This is a genomic window from Klebsiella sp. GFKo11 (assembly GCF_056490265.1).
Genome location: NZ_CM151369.1, coordinates 6119759 through 6140908 on the forward strand (window position 1 = coordinate 6119759; position 21150 = coordinate 6140908).

Genomic DNA, 21150 nt, shown 5'->3' on the forward strand with positions numbered 1-21150 from the left:
CCCTTATCAGACTTGAGGTTGCGTCAGCGGTTTAACCCGCTTATGAATCAGTCCTACGCTATCCAGGAACCAGTACAGCAGCTTTGCCGCCAGCAAGCAGAGACCAAAGATAACAAGGAAAAAAACCACGCGGGAGCCGAATGAATCCAGCCCTTCGCGCGCCAGCACAATCATATTGAAGATAGCGCCGAAACAAAAACTGTGCAGGATCGCCGCTTTATAGCGGTTCGTCTCCCGGTTGCCAAGCTCGTACAGCCAGTCAAACCATTTAATGATTAGCCCAACCGCCACCGCGCCCAGCGGTACAAACCAGACGCCGCCCATCACCACCAGTGAGCCAATCAGAGTCGGCGAAATCGCCAGGCCAGAATGGTTATTCAGCACTTCCCAGGTGAAATAGTTCGCGGTATTGAGCACCATTGTCGGACGACCATGCCACAGCCAACTGGGGATAAAGACGTAAAAATCGCGAATGATTGGCGCCAGGCCCTGGAACTCAATCTTGTCGTAGTTTTGCAGCAGCAAAGCCAGATTTTCCCACGGCGAGAAGGTATCGCGGGTCAGATAGAGGAAAGTATAAAACGCCTCGTCACCGCTCACGTTCATGCCATAGCGCTTGAGCGCCAGCCAGAACATACCGACGATACCCAGCACGCCCGCCGCCGCCAGCATCCACAAACTAATCCAGCCGCGAATAATGCCGATAAACAGGAAAATGGCAAAAGCGATGATGATGTTCGCACGGGTGCCACCGACGATAGCGTAGGTCAGCAGGCCAAACGCGACGGTGCTGACGAGGAAAAAAATCCACGCCTTATAATCCTGACGCAGAAAATAGACCACCAGCATCGCCGGAATGAAAAAGTAGAAAAAGCGTTTTAGCGCCACGCCGGAGACTTCGCTGGAGAAGATCTGGCTATAGGAGTTGAGCCGGAATAACAGGAAGCCGTTATGCGCAAAAAAGATCCCGACGCAAAGCAGGGCCAGGCCCAGCAGAATGACCCAGGTCAGATGGGTCTCCACGCGGTTCATGGTAAAAAATGGACGATGCTGATGACTCTGGGTCGCCGGGCGCAACCGCGTTTTATAGGTGACGTAGTAAACCGCGTAAAAACAGACTGCGACCAGCAGGGTTTGCAGCAGAATTTCCGGCGGGGCCACCGCCACATCGAAACGGAACACCAGAATGCTGGTCAACGGAAAGCCGAAGAAAAAGGTCAGCAAGAACAGCAACGAGAAAAAGACGTTGAAGTTGAAACGTACGCGGCGAAATTCAAAGTAAGTCGCGGTGGCGATAAATAGCGTCGACAGCAGCCAGACCATCAGCAGCCCGCTAAATTGCATTAATGTCATGCGCCCTCCCCCGCGGCAATCCGCAACGCTCGTTGCCAGCCCGCCAGGTAATTTGGACGAAAGAAGGCAATCTGATTTTTATCCACACTGGCCAGTTGCCGCTGCGCTTCACGTACAACGCCCACATCCAGCGTATCGCCGGTAAAGAGTACCGGAATATGCTGCTCTGACATATCCTGCCAGAATGGGTTATCCCGATTCAGTACGCAGGGGATCCCCGCCTGAATCAGCAGGCACAGCGTACCGATACCCTGCTGGCGGGCAAACAGGAAGTAGCCGAGATCGCAGCGGCGCAGCAGGGCAAGGTAATCATCGAACGCTAACTTGTCACCGAGCACCTGAAGATGCTGCGGGCTAAACAGCACCGCGCCGGCCTCGCGAACTTCGTTGATGTAGTCGCTATTATTGGCCGGATAGCCCATCGGCACGACAACGTTGACCGTATCGCCAAACTGCTGGTGAATCGCGCGCAGCGCCGCAATATGTTCATTGCTGCGATCGCCGGAATTACCCACCAGAATAGTCAGCGTCTCGCCGCGCGGGGCGCTATCCGCCAGAGAATTCAGCGCCGGGTCCATACGGGTCGGGAAGTAGAGCAATTCCCCGGGCACGCGCGCATGACGCGCAGCAAACCAGCTCAGGTCGCCTCGGGTGGCAAATACTCGCCCTACTCGCCCCTGCGCCATACGCCGTAGCGGATAAAACAGGCGAAACTTCAGGCTGGCGGAATTCTCATACAGATCCGCGCCCCAGATATGCCAGTTAAACTGCGCCGGGCGGATCCCACCGCTGAGCAACGCCAGCCACAGCCCGGTATTGAACTGGCCATGAAAGAAAAAGCGCTGCTGCCGGTTGGCCTTTGCCAGCGCAATAACCGCCTGTGCCAGCGACTTTTTCCCTGCAAAGCAGGTGATGGATAGCGCGGGATACGCTTCGCGAATTCCTGTCGCATCACCGACGACCATAAACGTACGAGCCTGCTCGTCATCGACGGCCAGCTCGTCATTAAAGAACCGCAGAACGGTCTGGTTATGGTGAGGGATATCCGATCCCAATACATGTATCAGTGCTGTCATACCCGTTTACGCCAAAGTAAAAACACGCCGCTACAGAGAGCGAAATAAACAATATAAGTAGCCATATACGCCTGCGCCGCGCCGATTGCGCCGTGCGCCGGGATAAGCCAGTGCGAGAATGCGGTCAACAGCGTGAACTGGCTGATTTCCGTCAGAATATAAAAACGCAGCGAGGCCCTGGCGATCACCAGATAGCCATAAACATACGCCCCAACCTTCAGCACATCGCCCACCAGTTGCCAGGCGAAGAGATCGCGCATCGCCGTAAAGCGGTCGGAAAAAAGTAGCCAGATGGCGAAGTCGCGCAGCAACCACACGGTTAAGCTCGCGGCCGCCACCGCCGGGAGGACAAATTTCAGCGATTTGCCAATCTCGCGGGTGATGTCCGCTTTGGCAGTCAGGCGAGAGAGCGTAGGCAGCAGGTACACGCTAAACGAAGCGGTAATAAACTGCAAATAGGCGTCGGAAATGCTGCTGACGCCTTGCCAGATCCCCACCGCCTCCCAGCCATAATGGGCCGCCAGCAGGTTACGCATCATCACGTAGGCGACCGGCAGCGTCACCGAGGTGATCAGCGCCATCAGGGTAAACTTCGACAGCTGTCCCGCCAGGCCATTGTCCCAGCGCGGACGCAGCGCACTCAGCGGGATATTACCGCGCCGCCACAGCACGATAGCTGCCGGAACCACCACCAGAGCAGGCACCAGCGCCAGGCCGAGCAATGCGCCCTGATAGCCGCCGAAACGGTAGCAGGCATAGTATGCCGCCACGCCAATCAGGCTCCCGGCGATCAGCGACAGCGCGTTGCCCGCCGCATCGCGAAAACCTTTCATCAGCGCTAACAGGAAGTTCGCCCAGGCAATTCCCATCTGCACTAGCGCCACCAGGCGGACCATGTTTTGGTATTGCTGATGACCAAATAGTCCCTGGCTTATCGGCGCAGCCGCCAGCAGAAAAATCAGTGCCAGCAGAGTTGAAAAACCGAGCACCATCGCCGAAGAGGTACCAACGACTTTATTCAGCTGCTGGCGATCGTCATGATGCTGAGCCACCAGCTTAGTCACGCCGTTAAAGATCCCGGCGCCAGCCAACACGCCAAGTACGGTCACCAGTTGGCGGAAGTTACCCGCCTGACCCACCCCTGCCGGGCCGAACGATACCGCCAGCAGTTTAACGACCAGCAGTCCCGCCCCGATTTTGACCAACGTGGACGCGGCTGTCCACAGAGAAGCTTTAGCCAGCGACATATCAGGAGAAATAGCTCAGCAGCGAGTTAATCACCGTACGCTGGTTTACCGCCGACAAATTGTAGAATAACGGCAGGCGCAGCAGGCGCTCGCTCTCCTGGGTGGTATAACGATCCGCACCGTGGAACACGCCGAAGTTCTCCCCCGCCGGGCAGCTATGCAGTGGAATATAGTGGAACACTGCCAGAATCTCCGCTTCTTTCAGCCAGGCGATCAGCTTGCTGCGATCATCAATATCGCGCAGCTTGATATAAAACATGTGCGCGTTTTGCCCGCAATCAGCCGGGATAGTCGGCAGGTCAATGCGACCGGCGCGCGCCAGCGGCAACAGCGCGTCATAGTAGCTCTGCCATAGCGTCAGGCGCTGCTGGTTAATACGCTCCGCCGCTTCCAGCTGTGCCCATAGATAGGCCGCCTGTAGATCGGACATCAGGTAGCTGGAGCCAATATCGCGCCAGGTGTATTTATCCACCAGACCACGGAAGAACTGGCTGCGGTTGGTGCCTTTTTCGCGAATGATCTCCGCACGCTCCACCAGCTTACGATCGTTAATCAGCGTCGCGCCGCCTTCACCGCCCGCGGTGTAGTTTTTGGTTTCATGGAAGCTGAAGCAGCCAATATGACCGATGGTGCCGAGCGCCCGGCCTTTGTAAGTCGACATCACGCCCTGGGCGGCATCTTCCACCACAAACAGGTCGTGTTTGTTGGCGATGGCCATAATAGTGTCCATCTCGCAGGCCACGCCCGCATAGTGGACCGGCACAATCGCCCGGGTTTTTTCGGTGATGGCCGCTTCAATCAGCGTTTCATCGATATTCATGGTATCGCGACGAATATCGACAAAGACGATTTTCGCTCCGCGCAGCACGAAGGCGTTGGCGGTGGAGACGAAGGTGTAGCTCGGCATAATCACTTCATCGCCCGGCTGGATATCCAGCAGCAGCGCAGCCATCTCTAATGAGGCCGTGCAGGACGGCGTCAACAGCGCTTTTACCGTGCCGAATCGCTGCTCCATCCACTGCTGGCAGCGGCGGGTAAAACCGCCATCGCCGCACAGCTTGCCGCTGCCCATTGCGGACTGCATATAATCAAGTTCGGTTCCCACCACCGGCGGCGCGTTAAATGGAATCATCATTTCACCTGTATAACCAGTACGCGGCGCTTTCCACATTCGCACCGCTAAGAATGTAACGTTTAAGCGCGGCGGTGTTGCCCATCTGGGTCGCCACCCGCAATGTAGTCAGTTCACGCAGCGCGGCCCAGTGCCGTGCCGCCTGCATCAGTTCCGCTCCGGCTCCGCGTCCGGCTAACAGGCCAATCCTTGCCTCGCCTTCGTTGAGCTGGCGCAGAGAGACAAACGCGCGGATATCGCCATCGGGCGCGCGAAAAATCAGGCACTGGTGATCGAAAGTCCCCCGCACCGCGTTTTCAATCCACTGGGCGTAGAAACGACCGCCGGCATCGGCAACATACCAGGGGGCGCGAAAACGGCTCTGAGCAAAGGCCAGCGCCGCCAGCTCGCGCAGCCGGGGAATATCCGCCTCTGTCGCCAGCTCAGCTCCGACATCATCAGAGGCAGTCAGCGCAAGCGCAAGATCGACCTCCCCCTCCACCAGCCGAAAGCCTAATGCCTGCAGCGCATCCAGGCGGGCGGTATCATCCGCCGCGACTTTCGCCTGCACCCGCGACCATCCGGACAACGCTTGCGCGGTCAGCAGCGGCGCGTCAGTGCCAAAACGCAAAATAGCGCTGTTGACGCCAAAGAAGCGGTTTTCCCACTCCAGGGGATCAATACTGGCGCGGGCGGGCACGGAGAAGATCCAGTAAATATTGGCCGTAGCCGGTTTTTTCCAGTTGCTTCGCCGCACGTTTGACGCCGTCGTCGTCCAGCCAACCGTTACGCCAGGCGATCTCCTCCAGACAGGCAATTTTGAAACCCTGGCGTTTTTCAACGGTTTGTACAAACATGCTGGCTTCAATCAGGCTGTCGTGCGTGCCGGTATCCAGCCAGGCAAAACCACGGCCCAGTAACTCCACCGTCAATGCGCCATCGTCGAGGTACATTTGATTGATGGAGGTAATCTCCAGTTCGCCGCGCGCCGAGGGTTTAACCTTTTTCGCGTACTCCGTCACTTTGCCGTCGTAGAAATAGAGACCGGTCACCGCCCAGTTGGATTTGGGCTGCTTTGGCTTCTCTTCCAGCGAGATTGCGCGAAAATCGTCATCAAACTCCACCACGCCAAAGCGTTCAGGATCCATGACCTGATAGCCGAACACCGTCGCCCCGGTTGTGCGGCCCGCTACGCTGCGCAGCTTCGGACTAAAACCCTGACCGAAAAAGATGTTGTCGCCCAGCACCAGGCATGAGGGTTCGCCGTTGAGGAACTCCTCGCCGATGATAAACGCCTGCGCTAATCCGTCCGGGCTAGGCTGGGCGGCATAGCTTAACTGCACGCCGAACTCCGAACCATCGCCAAGCAGGCGCTGAAAATCGCGCTGGTCATCCGGCGTGGTGATAATCAAGACTTCGCGGATCCCGGCCAGCATCAGCACCGAGAGCGGGTAGTAGATCATCGGCTTGTCGTAGATGGGTAGCAGCTGCTTTGAGACGCCGCGCGTGATCGGATGCAGGCGGGTACCAGAACCGCCTGCCAGGATAATACCTTTCATTTTTCCCCCTCAAGCACTCAGGCTTGCAGCCCCAGGCGTTCGCCTTGATAACTGCCATCCAGCACCTGCTGCCACCAGGCTTCATTGGCCAGGTACCACTGAACGGTTTTGCGCATCCCGCTGGTAAACGTTTCGTCCGGCGTCCAGCCCAGCTCACGTTCAATTTTCGTCGCATCGATGGCGTAGCGCAGGTCGTGTCCGGGACGGTCAGCAACGAAGGTGATGAGATCGCGATAGCGCCCCAGGCCATTCGGTTTGTGCGGCGCCAGCTCCTCCAGCAGATCGCAAATGGTTTCCACCACCTCGATATTCTTCCGTTCGTTATGGCCGCCGATATTGTAAGTTTCGCCCGGCTCACCGCTCGTCGCTACCCGATACAGCGCCCTGGCGTGATCTTCCACATACAGCCAGTCGCGAATCTGCTGCCCGTTGCCATAAACCGGCAGCGGCTTGCCAGCCAGCGCGTTGAGGATGGTCAGCGGAATGAGTTTTTCCGGGAAATGATAGGGGCCGTAGTTATTCGAACAGTTGGTTACCAGCGTCGGCAGGCCATAGGTACGCTGCCAGGCTCGCACCAGATGGTCGCTACTGGCTTTAGAGGCGGAATAAGGGCTGCTGGGAGCATAAGGCGTAGTTTCAGTGAAAAAATCGCCACTACTGTGCAGATCGCCGTAGACCTCATCCGTTGAAATATGGTGGAAGCGAAAGGCCAATTTTTGGTCATCCTTGAGCCCATTCCAGTAAGCCCGCGTCGCTTCCAGCAGCGTATAGGTACCGACGATATTGGTTTCAATAAACGCCGCTGGACCATCGATTGAGCGGTCAACGTGGCTTTCGGCGGCCAGGTGCATCACGATATCGGGCTGATGATGGCTAAATACGCGATCCAGCTCCGCTCGATCGCAGATATCCACCTGCTCAAAGGCAAAGCGAGCATCCTGAGCAACAGGTGCCAGCGACATCAGATTCCCGGCGTAGGTCAGCTTATCAACGACCACCACGTTATCGGCGGTCTCAGTGATAATTTCGCGTACCACCGCCGAACCGATAAACCCGGCTCCGCCGGTGACCAGAATCGTTCTCACCGCCAGACCCCTTTGGTATCGACGATAAACTGCTGGCTGACGCTATCTCCGCTAATTGCTTTAAACTCATTATGATCGACCAACATCACCAGCACATCAGCGTTCGCTAGCGCGTCATCCAGTTGTGCCAGAGTGCACAGACCGTCAAGCTTCTGCGGCAATTGATGAATATTCGGTTCAACAACCAACGTCTCGCCGCCATGCCAGCGGGCGATTTGCGCGGCAATCGCCATCGCCGGACTTTCACGCAGGTCATCGATATTGGGTTTAAATGCGAGGCCGAAGCAGGCGATTTTCAGCTCGCTGGCGCGCTTATTGCTGGCCGCGAGGCAGTCGGCTACCCGCGCTTTAACCTGGTCGATCACCCATTCTGGTTTATGGTCGTTCACCTCGCGCGCGGTGCGGATAAGCCGCGCCTGCTGCGGGTTCTGCGCCACGATAAACCACGGGTCGACCGCGATGCAGTGGCCGCCAACGCCCGGACCGGGCTGGAGAATATTGACGCGCGGATGGCGATTCGCCAGGCGAATCAGTTCCCAGACGTTAATCCCCTGATCGGCGCAAATCAGCGAGAGTTCATTGGCAAACGCAATATTGACGTCGCGGAAGCTGTTTTCGGTCAGCTTGCACATCTCGGCGGTGCGCGAGTTGGTCACCACGCATTCCCCTTCGAGGAAAATTTTATACAGCTCGCTGGCACGGGCGGAGCAAACCGGGGACATTCCACCGATCACGCGATCGTTCTTAATCAACTCAACCATGACCTGTCCCGGCAGTACGCGCTCCGGGCAGTAGGCGATATTCACATCCGCCGCTTCGCCGACCTGCTGCGGGAAGCTCAGATCTGGGCGTATTTCCGCCAGCCAGCCTGCCATTTGCTCGGTTGAGCCGACAGGGGAAGTGGATTCGAGGATCACCAGCGAGCCTTTCTTCAGCGTCGGCGCGATAGATTTGGCCGCCGATTCAACGAAAACCATATCTGGCTCATGCAGGTCTTTAAACGGCGTCGGTACCGCAATCAGGTAAGCGTCGGCTTCCACCGGCGCGGTGGTGGCGCTCAGATAACCCTGCTCGACCGCCGTTTTGACGACACTCGCCAGATCCGGCTCCACGATATGAATTTCACCACGGTTAATGGTCTCCACGGCATGTTGATTGATATCAACGCCGACCACCCGCTTTTGCCGGGAGGCGAAGGCGGCTGCAGTTGGCAGGCCAATATACCCAAGGCCAATTACCGAAATGGTAGAAAAGCTCATAGCGTTACCTGATTATTTTTAAGTGCGGACAAAATACGATGACACGCTTGTCCATCGCCGTACGGGTTATGCGCCCGGCTCATGGCTTGATACGCGGACTCATCTTGCAGTAAGCGCGTGACCTCATCGACGATGCGCTGGCTGTCAGTACCCACCAGGCGCACGGTGCCAGCACTGACGGCTTCCGGGCGCTCAGTCATTTCACGCATCACCAGCACCGGCTTGCCAAGCGACGGCGCTTCCTCCTGAATACCGCCGGAGTCTGTGAGAATCAGCCATGCGCGATTCATCAACCAGACAAACGGCAGATAGTCCTGCGGCTCAATCAGCATGACGTTATCAACATGGCCGAGAATGCGGTTAACCGGTTCGCTGACGTTCGGGTTCAGATGAACCGGGTAAACAATTTGTACGTCCGGGTTATTAGCAGCAATTTCCGCCAGCGCATGGCAGATTTGCTCAAAACCGCGACCGAAGCTCTCCCGACGATGCCCGGTAACCAGGATCATCTTCTTGCCATTGCCAAGGAAGGAATAGCGCTCGGTCAGTTCACTGCTTAACGCTTCGTTGCTCAACACGCGATCGCGTACCCAGAACAACGCATCAATCACCGTGTTACCCGTGACCGTAATTTGAGCATCCGCAATGTTCTCCTGCAGCAGGTTCTGTCGCGAGGTTTCCGTCGGCGCAAAATGGTACGTCGCCAACCGTCCGGTTAACGTGCGGTTCCCCTCTTCCGGCCACGGCGAATTCAAATCGCCCGTGCGTAACCCTGCTTCGACATGACCCACCGGGATACGTTGATAGAAAGCCGCCAGGCTCGCCGCCATCGTGGTGGTAGTGTCGCCATGCACCAGCACGACGTCCGGTTTGAATGACTCCAGCACCGGCTTTAACCCCTCAAGGATGCGGCAGGTAATCTCCGTCAACCCCTGACCCGGCTGCATTATGTTGAGGTCATAATCCGGAACAATAGAAAAAAGTTTCAACACCTGATCGAGCATCTCCCGATGCTGCGCGGTCACGCAAACTTTCGCCTCAAAATGAGGATCCCTTGCCAGCGCATGTACCAGAGGCGCCATCTTGATGGCTTCTGGTCTCGTGCCAAATACGGTTAGTACTTTCACATCGATTCTCTTCGATTAGGTGATGAAGGCCGAATGTCCTTCATCACAGGCTGCATTCACTGGATACGGCGACGCGATAACGCAACGCCTGCGCCGATGAGCGCGCCCACAATCCCCCACATCACCATCAGAAATACGCGGCGCGGGCTATCGCGTTTTACAGGTTCTTCAGGTGTTCGCAAATACCGGTAAGTCTGAAAACGCGGGTCCAGCGTTGGCCCAACGTTCAATGTTGTTAGCATTGCTCGGCTTTGGTCATAGTCGATATCGTATTCCGGCCCCACTGCCTGTAGGTTTTCCAGTCGAGCCTGCAGCATCGGCCGCCCCAGTAAAAACAGTTCCGAATCTGGCAGTTGGTCAGGCGGAACATCGGTTTCGCTGCGAGAAATGTTGTGCTGTTGTGCGACTTTCAGCGCCTGCTCCACGCTATGGTTGCGGCGATTGAAAATCTCGCGAGCCACCTCTTCCTGTCGCTTTACCTGCGCTTTCATCTGCACGGTCCGCGCCGCCCAGGCACCTTTCAGTTCATCGTTCAGATGCCCTGCCGCACGCTGGCTGGCGAAAGCGACATACTGACGCAGCAAGTTGTTAGCATCCGGTGCCGTTTCGGCCGTTAGCTTCACGCTATCATTGACGCTTTTTAGCGCATCGCCGGGCATAAACTGAATGTCGTTGATCAGGTCATCCAACAATGCAGCATCCGCGCGAGCGTTGCCCGACTGGCGCTGTTTGTAGTAATCCGTTTGCAGCCAGAAGTCGCGCCGGGTATCCCAGGACGCCTGCTGCATAATGAACTCTTTGTACGCCTCGTCCATTACCGAAGGTTGATCGACCGATACAAGATTGGCCTTGATGTCGAGATTGCGTAAGAACTGCTGCTGCGAATAGTAGCCGCCCAGCATATTCACTGTTGGCCGGTCAGTAATCGCCGTTGCGCTCCACTCCTGGCGAGCAAAAAAGGTATAAACCAGAACAATCAGCGCAAAGAGCACTGCCGTACCTGCTATCCAGCTTTTTCCTGCCCATAAGGCGCGAAACAACCCGCGAATATCCAGCTCATTCTCAACGTTCACTGCTCGTGCTCCCGGTAATGGTTGAGTCATCACGTCCCCAGACTTACTTGGTTAATTTGGATTATTGCTGCTGTGTCGCCGTATTCTGCGTCTAATGCGCTTAACCAGACGCGCCACTTTCCAGGCGCGTTTAATGCAGTAGCCATAAAGGAAGAAGGCTAACAAAAACAGTATCAACATCACCCATTCAGGAACAATACGGGTGTATTCCGCCACCACGCCTACCAGCGCCAGCAACGCGGCGGCCAGGGTGATCAGCACGAATGCCTGGCGGGAAGTAAACCCGGCACGCATGATTAAATGATGAATGTGTTGACGGTCCGGGGAGAACGGACTCATCCCTTTACGCAGGCGGCGATACATAATCGCCACCATATCCATCAACGGAATGGCAATAATCCACAGCGCGGTAACCGGGCTAATGGGGTGCGTTTTGCCTTGCGTGGTCTCCAGCAGGATCCAGATGATAGTGAAGCCAATCATGGTACTGCCGGCATCACCCATAAAGACCTTGTAGCGACGACCAAGCGCACCGAGGTTAAGTAAAATATAGGGCAAAATGGCGGCGATCATCGCAAAACACCACATCGCCAGGCTGTATTGACCATCAAACCATAGAATGATGCCCGTCGCCGCGAAAGAGACAGAGGAGAGACCGCCAAGCAGACCATCAATACCATCAACCATATTGAAGGCATTGATCGCAGCCCAAACGGCGAAAAGCGTGAGGAAGAATCCGAAAGGGCCGAGCACCAGCTCCCACGAACCAAAAATAAAACCCAGGCTACTAAGATGAAGATTACCGACCGTCATCATAATGACGGCGATGGCGGCCTGAATAACCGCGCGAATTTTTACACTGATATCAAAGCGGTCGTCCAGTGCACCAACCAGCACAAGCACCCCGGCACACGACAGATATAACCGCGCATGGGGGATATAATAATCTGCGATAGCAAACGTAAAACAAATACCTGCATAAACTGAGATACCACCGACTAACGGAATCAAACCCTGATGCCGTTTGCGATAGTTAGGTTTATCCACCAACCCAACTCTTTTTGCCGCCTTGCGAGCAACAAATATAAATAGGGTAGTGAATAAGAAAATACTGATTAATTCAGTAATAGCAGTGAGTAAATTCACAACGCATGTGCTCTCAGCATAGTTAATCCGGGAAGTATAACGATGATGTCTCAACTCCTGAAGGGGTAAAGCAGAACATTACAAATTTATTGTATAGATTTTAGTCTGTTAAAGTTCTCTCTGCCTGATATTGTGCCGCACACATCATACGATAACACCCGCTTTGTTTTCCCTTTCTGGATCATACAAACCCAGAAAACAAAACGCCACGCAATAGCGTGGCGTTCTCTGGTTTTTTTTAACTTACGAGCGCTTCATCATGTCGAAGAAGTCATCGTTAGTTTTGGTCATCGCCAGTTTATTGATGAGGAACTCCATCGCGTCAATTTCACCCATCGGATGGATGATTTTACGCAGGATCCACATCTTCTGCAGCTCTTCCTGAGTGGTGAGCAGCTCTTCTTTACGCGTACCGGAACGGTTGTAGTCGATAGCCGGGAAGACGCGTTTTTCAGCGATCTTACGCGAGAGGTGCAGTTCCATGTTGCCGGTACCTTTAAACTCTTCATAGATAACTTCATCCATTTTAGAGCCGGTATCGACCAGAGCCGTAGCGATAATCGTCAGGCTGCCGCCCTCTTCCACGTTACGCGCAGCACCGAAGAAACGCTTCGGACGATGCAGGGCGTTGGCGTCAACACCACCGGTCAACACTTTACCGGAAGCCGGTACGACGGTGTTGTAGGCACGAGCCAGACGGGTGATGGAGTCGAGCAGGATGATAACGTCTTTCTTGTGTTCAACCAGACGTTTCGCTTTCTCGATAACCATTTCCGCAACCTGAACGTGACGGGATGCCGGTTCGTCAAAGGTGGAAGCAATAACTTCACCTTTCACCAGACGCTGCATCTCGGTCACTTCTTCCGGACGTTCGTCGATCAGCAGTACCATCAGCACGCAATCAGGATGGTTGTACGCAATGCTCTGTGCAATGTTCTGCAGCAGCATGGTTTTACCCGCTTTCGGCGGTGCAACAATCAGACCACGCTGACCACGACCGATCGGCGATGCCAGATCCAGGACGCGAGCAGTTAAGTCTTCCGTAGAACCGTTACCACGCTCCATACGCAGACGTGAGTTTGCGTGCAGCGGCGTTAAGTTCTCGAACAGAATCTTATTACGCGCGTTTTCCGGCTTGTCGTAGTTAACTTCGTTAACTTTCAACAATGCAAAGTAACGCTCACCCTCTTTAGGAGGACGAATCTTACCGGAAATGGTGTCACCAGTGCGGAGGTTGAAACGGCGGATTTGGCTAGGGGATACGTAGATGTCATCAGGACCGGCGAGGTAGGAGCTGTCTCCAGAACGGAGGAAACCAAATCCATCCTGCAGTATCTCCAGCACACCGTCGCCAAAGATATCTTCGCCACTCTTTGCGTGCTGCTTCAGGATGGCAAAAATGATGTCCTGCTTGCGCATACGTGCCTGGTTTTCCAGACCCATATTTTCGCCGAGAGTAATCAGCTCAGAAACCGGCGTATTCTTTAATTCGGTAAGATTCATAATGGTGTGGGTTCTTAAACTCGGGGTAAAACTCGAACTTAATGTTGTGAATGGTATGGCAGGAACATCCATGCCTGTTAACGGCTTTCATCTCGTGTCTGTACGTCGCCTGGTCACAGGAAAGAACGCAGAACTGAAACGACTAGACGGAATGAGTGATAAGCCCGGAATTATTAGCTTCACGCGCATTTTTTGCGGGATGCTTTGGGTAAAACAAGATTCAAACAAAGGTATGTTTAAAACGAAGTCTGGAATTAACTTAGCACGACTCTTGCCGGGCGTCCAGAGATCCGCAAAAAATAGGAGTCTGGACGCCGGAATAGCAAATCGCTTACGCCAGGTTGGCGTCGAGGAACTCTTTCAACTGGCCTTTGGACAGCGCGCCAACTTTGGTTGCTGCAACTTCGCCATTTTTGAACAGCAGCAGAGTCGGGATGCCGCGAATGCCGTATTTCGGCGCAGTACCCGGGTTCTGATCGATGTTCAGTTTCGCAATGGTCAGTTTGCCCTGATACTCTTCAGCGATCTCATCCAGAATCGGGGCGATCATTTTGCACGGACCACACCACTCTGCCCAGAAATCGACGAGGGTTAGCCCGTCAGCCTTGAGTACGTCCGTGTCAAAACTGTCGTCAGTCAGGTGAATAATTTTATCGCTCATATTTAACTCCACAGGAATAAGCCTGGTGTGTTGGTGTCGCAGTCATCAACGACGTGTCGATGCTACGTTATGCACGCTATTTTCAGGATGCCCCTTTAAGCCACCTGCGCGACACGGCCCATCATGGACCTCGCCGCTCAGGAGTCAAAGCAATCTGTATTCAAACCGGCTTATCGCAGATTTGTCACCCCGGCTCGCTTAAGTAGTCTAAGCTTTCGAGGATTCGTTCAGTTGCTGCAGACGCACCTTGAGTCATTTCATGCATAGCCAACGAAAGGTTGACGTTATTTCACCGGATACGCTTTCTTAATGCAATAGTTAGCTGATATTCTACCACACTATGAGCAAAACACACTTAACAGAACAGAAGTTTTCCGACTTCGCCCTGCACCCGGCAGTGATTGAAGCCCTTGAAACAAAAGGGTTTCATAATTGCACACCCATCCAGGCACTCGCTCTCCCGCTGACGCTGGAAGGTCGTGATGTTGCCGGGCAGGCGCAAACCGGTACCGGTAAAACGATGGCGTTTCTTACGTCAACGTTTCATTATCTTCTCACTCACCCGGCCATTGCTGACCGCCAGGTCAACCAGCCGCGCGCACTGATCATGGCTCCGACCCGTGAACTGGCAGTGCAGATCCACGCTGATGCAGAACCGCTGGCACAGACTGCTGGTCTGAAGCTCGGCCTCGCATACGGCGGCGACGGCTACGACAAGCAGTTGAAAGTACTGGAAAGCGGCGTTGATATTCTGATCGGTACCACCGGTCGCCTTATCGACTACGCCAAACAGAACCATATCAACCTCGGCGCCATTCAGGTTGTTGTCCTCGACGAAGCCGATCGCATGTACGATCTTGGCTTTATTAAAGATATTCGTTGGCTGTTCCGTCGTATGCCGCCGGCCAATCAGCGCCTGAACATGCTGTTTTCTGCCACCCTTTCTTATCGCGTGCGTGAACTGGCGTTCGAGCAAATGAACAACGCCGAATACGTTGAAGTCGAGCCGGAGCAGAAAACAGGCCACCGTATTAAAGAAGAGTTATTCTATCCTTCCAACGAAGAAAAAATGCGCCTGCTGCAGACGCTGCTGGAAGAAGAGTGGCCCGATCGTGCAATTATCTTCGCCAATACCAAACACCGCTGTGAGGATGTCTGGGGCCATCTGGCAGCAGACGGGCATCGCGTCGGCCTGTTGACCGGTGACGTCGCGCAGAAAAAACGTCTACGAATTCTCGAAGAGTTCACCCGTGGCGATATCGATATCCTGGTGGCAACAGATGTAGCCGCACGTGGTCTGCATATCCCAGCGGTTACTCACGTCTTTAACTACGACCTACCGGACGATTGTGAAGACTACGTTCACCGCATCGGTCGTACCGGACGCGCTGGCGCTAGCGGTCACTCAATCAGCCTGGCTTGTGAAGAGTACGCGTTGAACCTGCCGGCTATCGAAACCTATATTGGACATTCGATTCCGGTGAGCAAATACAATCCAGATGCGCTCATGACCGATCTGCCAAGGGCGCTTCGCCTGACGCGTCCGCGTCCGGGTAACGGTCCACGCCGTAACGGTCCGCCACGTAACCGTCGTCGTTCAGGTTAAAGCAATATGCCATACACAAAATCATTCAAGTTGCATCAAGGCGGCAAGAGAACGAATCCCGATGAGCTTACTCTGGTGAGTGATTCGGGTAAGAGAACGCAGCCAACACAGAGGCAATTTGAAGGATGAAGTGTATGAGCTCCACCTCGCTCTATGCAGCTATCGACCTGGGTTCCAATAGCTTTCATATGTTGGTTGTACGCGAGGTGGCGGGGAGCATCCAGACCCTCAGTCGTATTAAACGCAAAGTGCGTTTGGCTGCCGGTCTGAATAGCGACAATACGCTCTCCGCAGAAGCAATGGAGCGCGGCTGGCAATGTTTACGTCTGTTTGCCGAACGCCTGCAGGATATACCTCCAGCGCAAATTCGCGTGGTCGCCACCGCGACGCTGCGCCTGGCAGTGAACGCCGGTGAATTTCTGGAAAAAGCGCGGGAAATCCTCGGCTGCCCGGTGCAGGTCATCAGCGGAGAAGAGGAAGCACGTCTGATTTATCAGGGCGTTGCGCATACCACTGGCGGCGCGGACCAGCGTCTGGTCGTGGATATCGGCGGAGCCAGTACTGAGCTGGTTACCGGAACCGGCGCGCAAACCACCTCGCTTTTCAGCCTGTCGATGGGCTGCGTCACCTGGCTGGAGCGCTACTTCGCCGATCGCAGCCTCACCAAAGAAAATTTTGACCTTGCCGAAACCGCCGCGCGCGAAGTGCTGCGCCCCGTGGCCGATGTTCTGCGCTATCACGGCTGGAAAGTGTGCGTCGGTGCCTCAGGCACCGTTCAGGCCTTGCAGGAAATCATGATGGCGCAGGGGATGGATGAACGCATCACCTTAGCCAAACTACAACAGCTCAAACAGCGCGCGATTCAGTGCGGTCGTCTGGAAGAGCTGGAGATTGAAGGCTTAACGCTCGAACGGGCGTTAGTCTTCCCGAGCGGTCTGGCAATACTGATGGCCATTTTCAGTGAGCTGAACATTCAGTGTATGACCCTCGCGGGTGGGGCACTGCGTGAAGGTCTTGTCTACGGCATGCTGCATCTGTCGGTCGATCAGGATATTCGTAGCCGCACGCTGCGTAATATTCAGCGTCGGTTTCTGGTGGATACCGAGCAGGCGCAGCGCGTTGCACAGCTGTCCGCGCATTTTGTTCGTCAGGTGGAAAATAGTTGGGATATTGAGCCATTATGCTTCGATCTGCTGCAAAGTGCCTGTCAGCTGCATGAAATAGGCCTGAGCGTAGAGTATAAGCAAGCGCCTCTGCACGCGGCCTGGCTCGTTCGAAATCTCGACCTGCCCGGTTTCACACCTGCGCAAAAAAAGCTGCTCGCGACGCTGTTATTAAACCAAACCAACGCGGTCGATCTCTCTTCGATTCATCAACAGAACGCAGTTCCGCCGAGGGTGGCTGAGCACATGTGCCGTCTGCTGCGTCTGGCGATCCTGTTTGCCAGCCGTCGACGCGACGACCTGCTGCCGATGATCGCGCTGGCCGCCGAAGGCGAGAAACTCACGCTGACGCTGCCGGAGGGTTGGCTGGAAAATCATCCGCTGGGGCGGGAGATGGTAGAACAAGAGTGCCAGTGGCAAAGCTATGTCCATTGGCCGCTGCTGCTCAACGGGGATAGCGCGACAAAATAGTCCTGACAGGAAGAGATGATGCGGGAAGAACTGGATTTCAAATCGCTGCGTTTTTTTTCCGCCCTATTCCGCCTGGGGAATGTTTCGTCTGCCGCCGAAGCGCTGAACATCAGTCAGCCTACCGGTAGCCTGCTATTGAAAAAGCTACGCGACCATTTTGACGACCCTTTGTTCGTGCGCATCGGGCAGCGAATGATACCCACGCCGCGAGCTGACGATATTGCACAGACCATTTTTACCATTCTTCAGTTGGTCGATAACGAACTGCCTGGTAACCCTGAATTTATCCCGCAAACCAGCACGCGTAATTTCACCATCGGCATGACCGATATCAGCCAGATGACGTTGTTACCGCCGCTGCAAGCGCAATTACAGCAGCAGAATGCGGAAGCGATTACCTTTTCAGTGCTGAATATTGATGATCAAACGCTGGGTGCTCTCGAGTCAGGTAAGTGTGATTTAGCCATCGGTTATCTGATGCAGCTACCGGATAGCGTTTACCAACAGCGCCTGTTTAATCAATCATATGTCTGCCTCGCGGCAGAAAATCACCCCAGAATCTGCTCCACGTTTACCGCTGAAAACTGGCGGCTGGAAAAGCATCTGGCGGTTCACGTTAACGGTACCGGACATGGCGATATTGATAAGTTGCTCAATGAGTACGGTATGCCACGTCGTATCTCCCTTACGCTGCCCAGCTTTTTAGGCGCGGGTGAGCTGGTTGCAGGCAGCGAGCTGATCGCCGTCGTACCGGAGCAATTGGCGCGCCATATCATCCATCGCTATCCCTGCCGCAGCTGGCCGCTGCCGTTCTCACTGCCGGAAATTGCAATTCGCCAGGTCTGGCATCAGCGCCTGCACCGCGATCCCGGCCACATCTGGTTACGGTCACTGATCGCCAACTTTGCTATGACGGGTAGCAATACCATCCTTTATTAATTTTTAATCTTTCAAAAATAATACTGTATTAGTTTTTCTGATAACCCGTATTACATTCCTCTTATTGCCGTCAATACCTAAAAAAACTTATTCTCCTCGCATCAAGTCATACGAAAAAACAGTTCAGAGGAATATATCATGCGTGGAAAAATCGCTTTAGAAGAACACGTTTCAACACCTAAAAATAACAGCCTTTGGGATTCTACCGGCGAAGCGGCAAGAAATGGCTCTGATTATATGAAAGACGTTGAGCGTCGTTTATTAGATCGCAGCTACCAGCTTGACGAAATGGCTCAACGTAATATTGATCACGTTATTTTGTCATTAACTTCACCTGGCGCGCAGTCTATTCTTAATAAAGCCGAGGCGGTTTCCTTCGCTCGTGAAACTAACGACTATATTGTCGAAAGCTATGTGAAACCCAATCCAGATAAATTCAGCGCTTTTGCTACCCTGGCATTGCAAAACCCGGAAGCCGCTGCTGAAGAACTGGAGCGTGCGGTTAAAAAACTCGGCATGAAAGGCGCACTGATTAACGGTTACACCAATGTTCAGGATAGCGAACACGGCCTGTACCTGGATGATGAATCCATGCTGGTATTTTGGGATAAAGTGAATGAGCTTAACGTCCCGGTTTACCTGCATCCTCGCGAACCTCTGGAAGGCCCGGCTCGCGGGATCTACACCGGCTATGAAAGCCTGATCGGCTCAGCCTGGGGTTTTGCCCAGGAAACCGCAGTTCACGCTATTCGCCTGATGATGAGCGGCCTGTTTGACCGTTATCCTAATCTGAATCTGGTGCTGGGGCATTTAGGTGAAGGCCTGGTTCACATGCTGCCGCGTACTCAGCATCGTCTCTACCGTCAGCGCTTCGGTTGCGGTTTAGGTAAAGCGGAAAAACCGTTAATGCACTATTTGCAGAATAACTTCATCGTCACCACCAGCGGTCACTTCAATACCTATTCTCTGCAAAATGCGCTGGATATTATGGGCCCGGATCGCGTGATGTTCTCCGTCGATTATCCGTACGAAGATATCCATCAAGCTTGCGATTGGTTTGATCCGCTGGAAATGGAGACGGAACTGAAAAATAAAATCGCCTGGGGCAACGCCAGCCGCGTATTCAATATTAAATAATTAAGCATGATTATGATAAAGGGGCCTGCAATCAGGCCCTTTTATTTATCCGCCACACAAAAAGGAGGAGATGCTATGCCAGTGGGTATTTTTGTTTGCAGCGGCTCACTGCTTGTCGGTGCAATTTTCGGTGCCTCTCTCAACCGATTTATTCCTGAGCATTTAAAAAAGACCTTACCTTTAATTGCCGGATTAATTTCGATCAGCATGGGCGTATTTTTCCTCAACAAACTGGTAAACCTTCCGCCCATCGCCCTGGCGGTCATTGTCGGCACCATTATTGGTAGCCTGGCGCATATTGAAAAACATATCGAAAACGGGTGATGCCTCTAATTAGTTGAATCTGATGTATAATGCGGGCTTTTGAGGTTCTTTCATGGCCAGCGTTAACATTCATTGTCCTCGTTGTCAGTCTGCACAGGTCTACCGCCATGGTCAGAACCCTAAAGGCCATGACAGATTTCGCTGCCGTGACTGCCACCGCGTTTTTCAGCTCACTTACACTTATGAGGCCCGTAAGCCGGGCATTAAAGAGCTGATCACTGAAATGGCCTTCAATGGCGCCGGGGTTCGCGATACCGCCAGAACACTGAAAATTGGCATTAACACCGTCATCCGGACTTTAAAAAACTCACGCCAAAGCGAATAACGTCTTCGCCCGTTGCTCATGCTGATGTGGCGCTTATCTGCGAACTTGATGAGCAATGGAGTTTCGTTGGCAGTAAAGCCCGGCAACACTGGCTCTGGTACGCGTATAACACCAAAACAGGGGGTGTACTGGCCTACACTTTTGGTCCCCGTACCGATGAAACCTGCCGGGAACTACTGGCACTGCTTACGCCATTCAACATCGGCATGATCACCAGCGACGACTGGGGCAGCTATGGCCGGGAGGTGCCGAAGGATAAGCATCTGACCGGAAAAATATTCACCCAACGGATTGAGCGCAATAACCTGACGCTGCGCACCCGCATTAAGCGCTTGGCTCGTAAAACAATCTGCTTCTCGCGTTCAGTAGAGATCCACGAAAAAGTCATCGGGACGTTTATTGAAAAACACATGTTCTACTAATTGGAAGCATCACCCGAAAACGCAGGCGTTAAGCTGCGCGGCCCGATTGAGAAAATATTCCCCACCAAAGGGGATGCAGGCATCAATGCGGAGGATTTTACTAATCAATTTATCGCCGTATTGATTTTGTTCTGCGCCAGCGGCACCGGTATTTTCGGTGCCTTAACGGAAGGTATGACCGGAGATGCAACGATACTGTTTACAAAATCTATCCTCGATTTCTTCACCGCCGCGATTTTTGCCTCCGCACTCGGCTACATTATCGCCGTCATCTTTGTGCCTCAGCTTATTGTCTTCGTTATTCTCTTTTTTGCCGCCAGTTTTATCATGACGATGATTAATCCCTCGATGGTGGCCGATTTTACGGCCTGCGGGGGCATCATCATGCTGGCGACAGGTTTTCGGCTCTGCGGAATTCGCGCCTTTCCTACGGCGAATATGCTGCCATCGCTAATCCTGGTAATGCCCTTCTCCGCCGTGTGGCAGCAATTCGTCGCTTGAAAGCTAATAACACCAGCATCGCCCGGATGCTGGTATCATCTTTCCAGACTGTGCCTACAGTG

At 54.0% G+C, this 21150-nt stretch carries 18 protein-coding genes and 2 pseudogenes; 7 read left to right on the plus strand and 13 right to left on the minus strand.

Annotation, left to right across the window (positions count from 1 at the left end; translation table 11 throughout):
• Positions 1 to 6: 6 nt before the first annotated feature.
• The 13 genes from wzyE to trxA all read right to left on the minus strand — a co-directional run bounded on the left by wzyE (position 7) and on the right by trxA (position 14200).
• Complete coding sequence (gene wzyE, locus AC07P6_RS29315; protein WP_478315277.1) at positions 7 to 1353, minus strand: ECA oligosaccharide polymerase; 1347 nt, start codon at positions 1351 to 1353, stop codon at positions 7 to 9.
• The gene (locus tag AC07P6_RS29320; protein WP_478315278.1) at positions 1350 to 2429 is read right to left on the minus strand and encodes a TDP-N-acetylfucosamine:lipid II N-acetylfucosaminyltransferase; all 1080 of its coding nucleotides are present in this window, start codon (positions 2427 to 2429) and stop codon (positions 1350 to 1352) included. Before AC07P6_RS29320 ends, wzyE begins: the two co-directional genes overlap by 4 nt.
• Positions 2426 to 3676, minus strand: coding sequence for a lipid III flippase WzxE (gene wzxE, locus AC07P6_RS29325; protein WP_181484163.1), 1251 nt, complete (start codon positions 3674 to 3676; stop codon positions 2426 to 2428). The genes AC07P6_RS29320 and wzxE overlap by 4 nt, the downstream gene beginning before the upstream one ends.
• A 1-nt stretch (position 3677) precedes the next feature.
• A complete protein-coding gene (gene rffA / locus AC07P6_RS29330) occupies positions 3678 to 4808 on the minus strand; it encodes a dTDP-4-amino-4,6-dideoxygalactose transaminase (RefSeq protein ID WP_110276883.1) in 1131 nt (376 codons plus the stop codon).
• Positions 4809 to 4812: 4 nt separating this feature from the next.
• Positions 4813 to 5487 carry a dTDP-4-amino-4,6-dideoxy-D-galactose acyltransferase gene (gene rffC, locus AC07P6_RS29335; protein ID WP_478315279.1) on the minus strand — a complete coding sequence of 225 codons (675 nt, stop codon included), beginning with the start codon at positions 5485 to 5487 and terminating at the stop codon, positions 4813 to 4815.
• The gene (rfbA, locus tag AC07P6_RS29340; protein WP_182235549.1) at positions 5465 to 6346 is read right to left on the minus strand and encodes a glucose-1-phosphate thymidylyltransferase RfbA; all 882 of its coding nucleotides are present in this window, start codon (positions 6344 to 6346) and stop codon (positions 5465 to 5467) included. Before rfbA ends, rffC begins: the two co-directional genes overlap by 23 nt.
• Before the next feature lie 17 nt (positions 6347 to 6363).
• Positions 6364 to 7431, minus strand: a complete 1068-nt coding sequence (rffG, locus tag AC07P6_RS29345; RefSeq protein ID WP_478315280.1) for a dTDP-glucose 4,6-dehydratase — start codon at positions 7429 to 7431, stop codon at positions 6364 to 6366.
• Positions 7428 to 8690, minus strand: a complete 1263-nt coding sequence (wecC, locus tag AC07P6_RS29350; RefSeq protein ID WP_478315281.1) for a UDP-N-acetyl-D-mannosamine dehydrogenase — start codon at positions 8688 to 8690, stop codon at positions 7428 to 7430. The genes rffG and wecC overlap by 4 nt, the downstream gene beginning before the upstream one ends.
• Positions 8687 to 9817: a non-hydrolyzing UDP-N-acetylglucosamine 2-epimerase gene (wecB, locus tag AC07P6_RS29355; RefSeq protein ID WP_112216131.1), complete on the minus strand. Its 1131-nt coding sequence runs from the start codon at positions 9815 to 9817 to the stop codon at positions 8687 to 8689. The genes wecC and wecB overlap by 4 nt, the downstream gene beginning before the upstream one ends.
• 56 nt (positions 9818 to 9873) lie before the next feature.
• Complete coding sequence (gene wzzE / locus AC07P6_RS29360; protein ID WP_182235546.1) at positions 9874 to 10920, minus strand: ECA polysaccharide chain length modulation protein; 1047 nt, start codon at positions 10918 to 10920, stop codon at positions 9874 to 9876.
• A 21-nt stretch (positions 10921 to 10941) separates the two neighbouring features.
• Positions 10942 to 12036, minus strand: coding sequence for a UDP-N-acetylglucosamine--undecaprenyl-phosphate N-acetylglucosaminephosphotransferase (gene wecA / locus AC07P6_RS29365; protein WP_110276890.1), 1095 nt, complete (start codon positions 12034 to 12036; stop codon positions 10942 to 10944).
• 243 nt (positions 12037 to 12279) lie between these two features.
• The gene (gene rho / locus AC07P6_RS29370; RefSeq protein WP_110276891.1) at positions 12280 to 13539 is read right to left on the minus strand and encodes a transcription termination factor Rho; all 1260 of its coding nucleotides are present in this window, start codon (positions 13537 to 13539) and stop codon (positions 12280 to 12282) included.
• 331 nt (positions 13540 to 13870) lie between these two features.
• The gene (trxA, locus tag AC07P6_RS29375) at positions 13871 to 14200 is read right to left on the minus strand and encodes a thioredoxin TrxA (RefSeq protein ID WP_004097507.1); all 330 of its coding nucleotides are present in this window, start codon (positions 14198 to 14200) and stop codon (positions 13871 to 13873) included.
• A 340-nt stretch (positions 14201 to 14540) separates the two neighbouring features.
• Here trxA and rhlB point away from each other — a divergent pair, with 340 nt between their 5' ends.
• The 7 genes and pseudogenes from rhlB to AC07P6_RS29410 form a co-directional block, all read left to right on the plus strand.
• Positions 14541 to 15806: an ATP-dependent RNA helicase RhlB gene (gene rhlB / locus AC07P6_RS29380; protein WP_110276892.1), complete on the plus strand. Its 1266-nt coding sequence runs from the start codon at positions 14541 to 14543 to the stop codon at positions 15804 to 15806.
• A gap of 125 nt (positions 15807 to 15931) precedes the next feature.
• On the plus strand, positions 15932 to 17440 hold the full coding sequence (gene gppA / locus AC07P6_RS29385) for a guanosine-5'-triphosphate,3'-diphosphate diphosphatase (protein ID WP_181484169.1): 1509 nt from the start codon (positions 15932 to 15934) through the stop codon (positions 17438 to 17440).
• An 18-nt stretch (positions 17441 to 17458) separates the two neighbouring features.
• Positions 17459 to 18379, plus strand: a complete 921-nt coding sequence (locus AC07P6_RS29390) for a LysR family transcriptional regulator (protein WP_434664305.1) — start codon at positions 17459 to 17461, stop codon at positions 18377 to 18379.
• Between the two features lie 138 nt (positions 18380 to 18517).
• Positions 18518 to 19516, plus strand: coding sequence for an amidohydrolase family protein (locus AC07P6_RS29395; protein ID WP_182235544.1), 999 nt, complete (start codon positions 18518 to 18520; stop codon positions 19514 to 19516).
• 75 nt (positions 19517 to 19591) lie between these two features.
• Positions 19592 to 19831 (plus strand): annotated as a pseudogene (locus tag AC07P6_RS29400) (DUF554 family protein); the annotation flags it as partial.
• A gap of 61 nt (positions 19832 to 19892) precedes the next feature.
• Positions 19893 to 20587 (plus strand): IS1-like element IS1N family transposase gene (locus AC07P6_RS29405; protein WP_087786203.1). Its coding sequence is split into 2 segments (ribosomal slippage): positions 19893 to 20139 and positions 20139 to 20587, totalling 696 coding nucleotides; the frame shifts between segments, so codons are not numbered across the junction.
• Positions 20588 to 20602: 15 nt separating this feature from the next.
• Positions 20603 to 21088: pseudogene (locus AC07P6_RS29410) on the plus strand (DUF554 domain-containing protein); the annotation flags it as partial.
• Between the last annotated feature and the right edge of the window lie 62 nt (positions 21089 to 21150).

What these genes read in the sequence shown, in the direction of transcription:
- rho (WP_110276891.1), bottom strand. Translation starts at nt 13,539, where the DNA reads ATGAATCTTACCGAATTAAAGAATACGCCGGTTTCTGAGCTGATTACT.
- wzzE (WP_182235546.1), bottom strand. Translation starts at nt 10,920, where the DNA reads ATGACTCAACCATTACCGGGAGCACGAGCAGTGAACGTTGAGAATGAG.
- wzyE (WP_478315277.1), bottom strand. Translation starts at nt 1,353, where the DNA reads ATGACATTAATGCAATTTAGCGGGCTGCTGATGGTCTGGCTGCTGTCG.
- trxA (WP_004097507.1), bottom strand. Translation starts at nt 14,200, where the DNA reads ATGAGCGATAAAATTATTCACCTGACTGACGACAGTTTTGACACGGAC.
- wzxE (WP_181484163.1), bottom strand. Translation starts at nt 3,676, where the DNA reads ATGTCGCTGGCTAAAGCTTCTCTGTGGACAGCCGCGTCCACGTTGGTC.
- AC07P6_RS29395 (WP_182235544.1), top strand. Translation starts at nt 18,518, where the DNA reads ATGCGTGGAAAAATCGCTTTAGAAGAACACGTTTCAACACCTAAAAAT.
- rffA (WP_110276883.1), bottom strand. Translation starts at nt 4,808, where the DNA reads ATGATTCCATTTAACGCGCCGCCGGTGGTGGGAACCGAACTTGATTAT.
- wecC (WP_478315281.1), bottom strand. Translation starts at nt 8,690, where the DNA reads ATGAGCTTTTCTACCATTTCGGTAATTGGCCTTGGGTATATTGGCCTG.
- rfbA (WP_182235549.1), bottom strand. Translation starts at nt 6,346, where the DNA reads ATGAAAGGTATTATCCTGGCAGGCGGTTCTGGTACCCGCCTGCATCCG.
- rhlB (WP_110276892.1), top strand. Translation starts at nt 14,541, where the DNA reads ATGAGCAAAACACACTTAACAGAACAGAAGTTTTCCGACTTCGCCCTG.
- AC07P6_RS29390 (WP_434664305.1), top strand. Translation starts at nt 17,459, where the DNA reads ATGCGGGAAGAACTGGATTTCAAATCGCTGCGTTTTTTTTCCGCCCTA.
- gppA (WP_181484169.1), top strand. Translation starts at nt 15,932, where the DNA reads ATGAAGTGTATGAGCTCCACCTCGCTCTATGCAGCTATCGACCTGGGT.
- AC07P6_RS29320 (WP_478315278.1), bottom strand. Translation starts at nt 2,429, where the DNA reads ATGACAGCACTGATACATGTATTGGGATCGGATATCCCTCACCATAAC.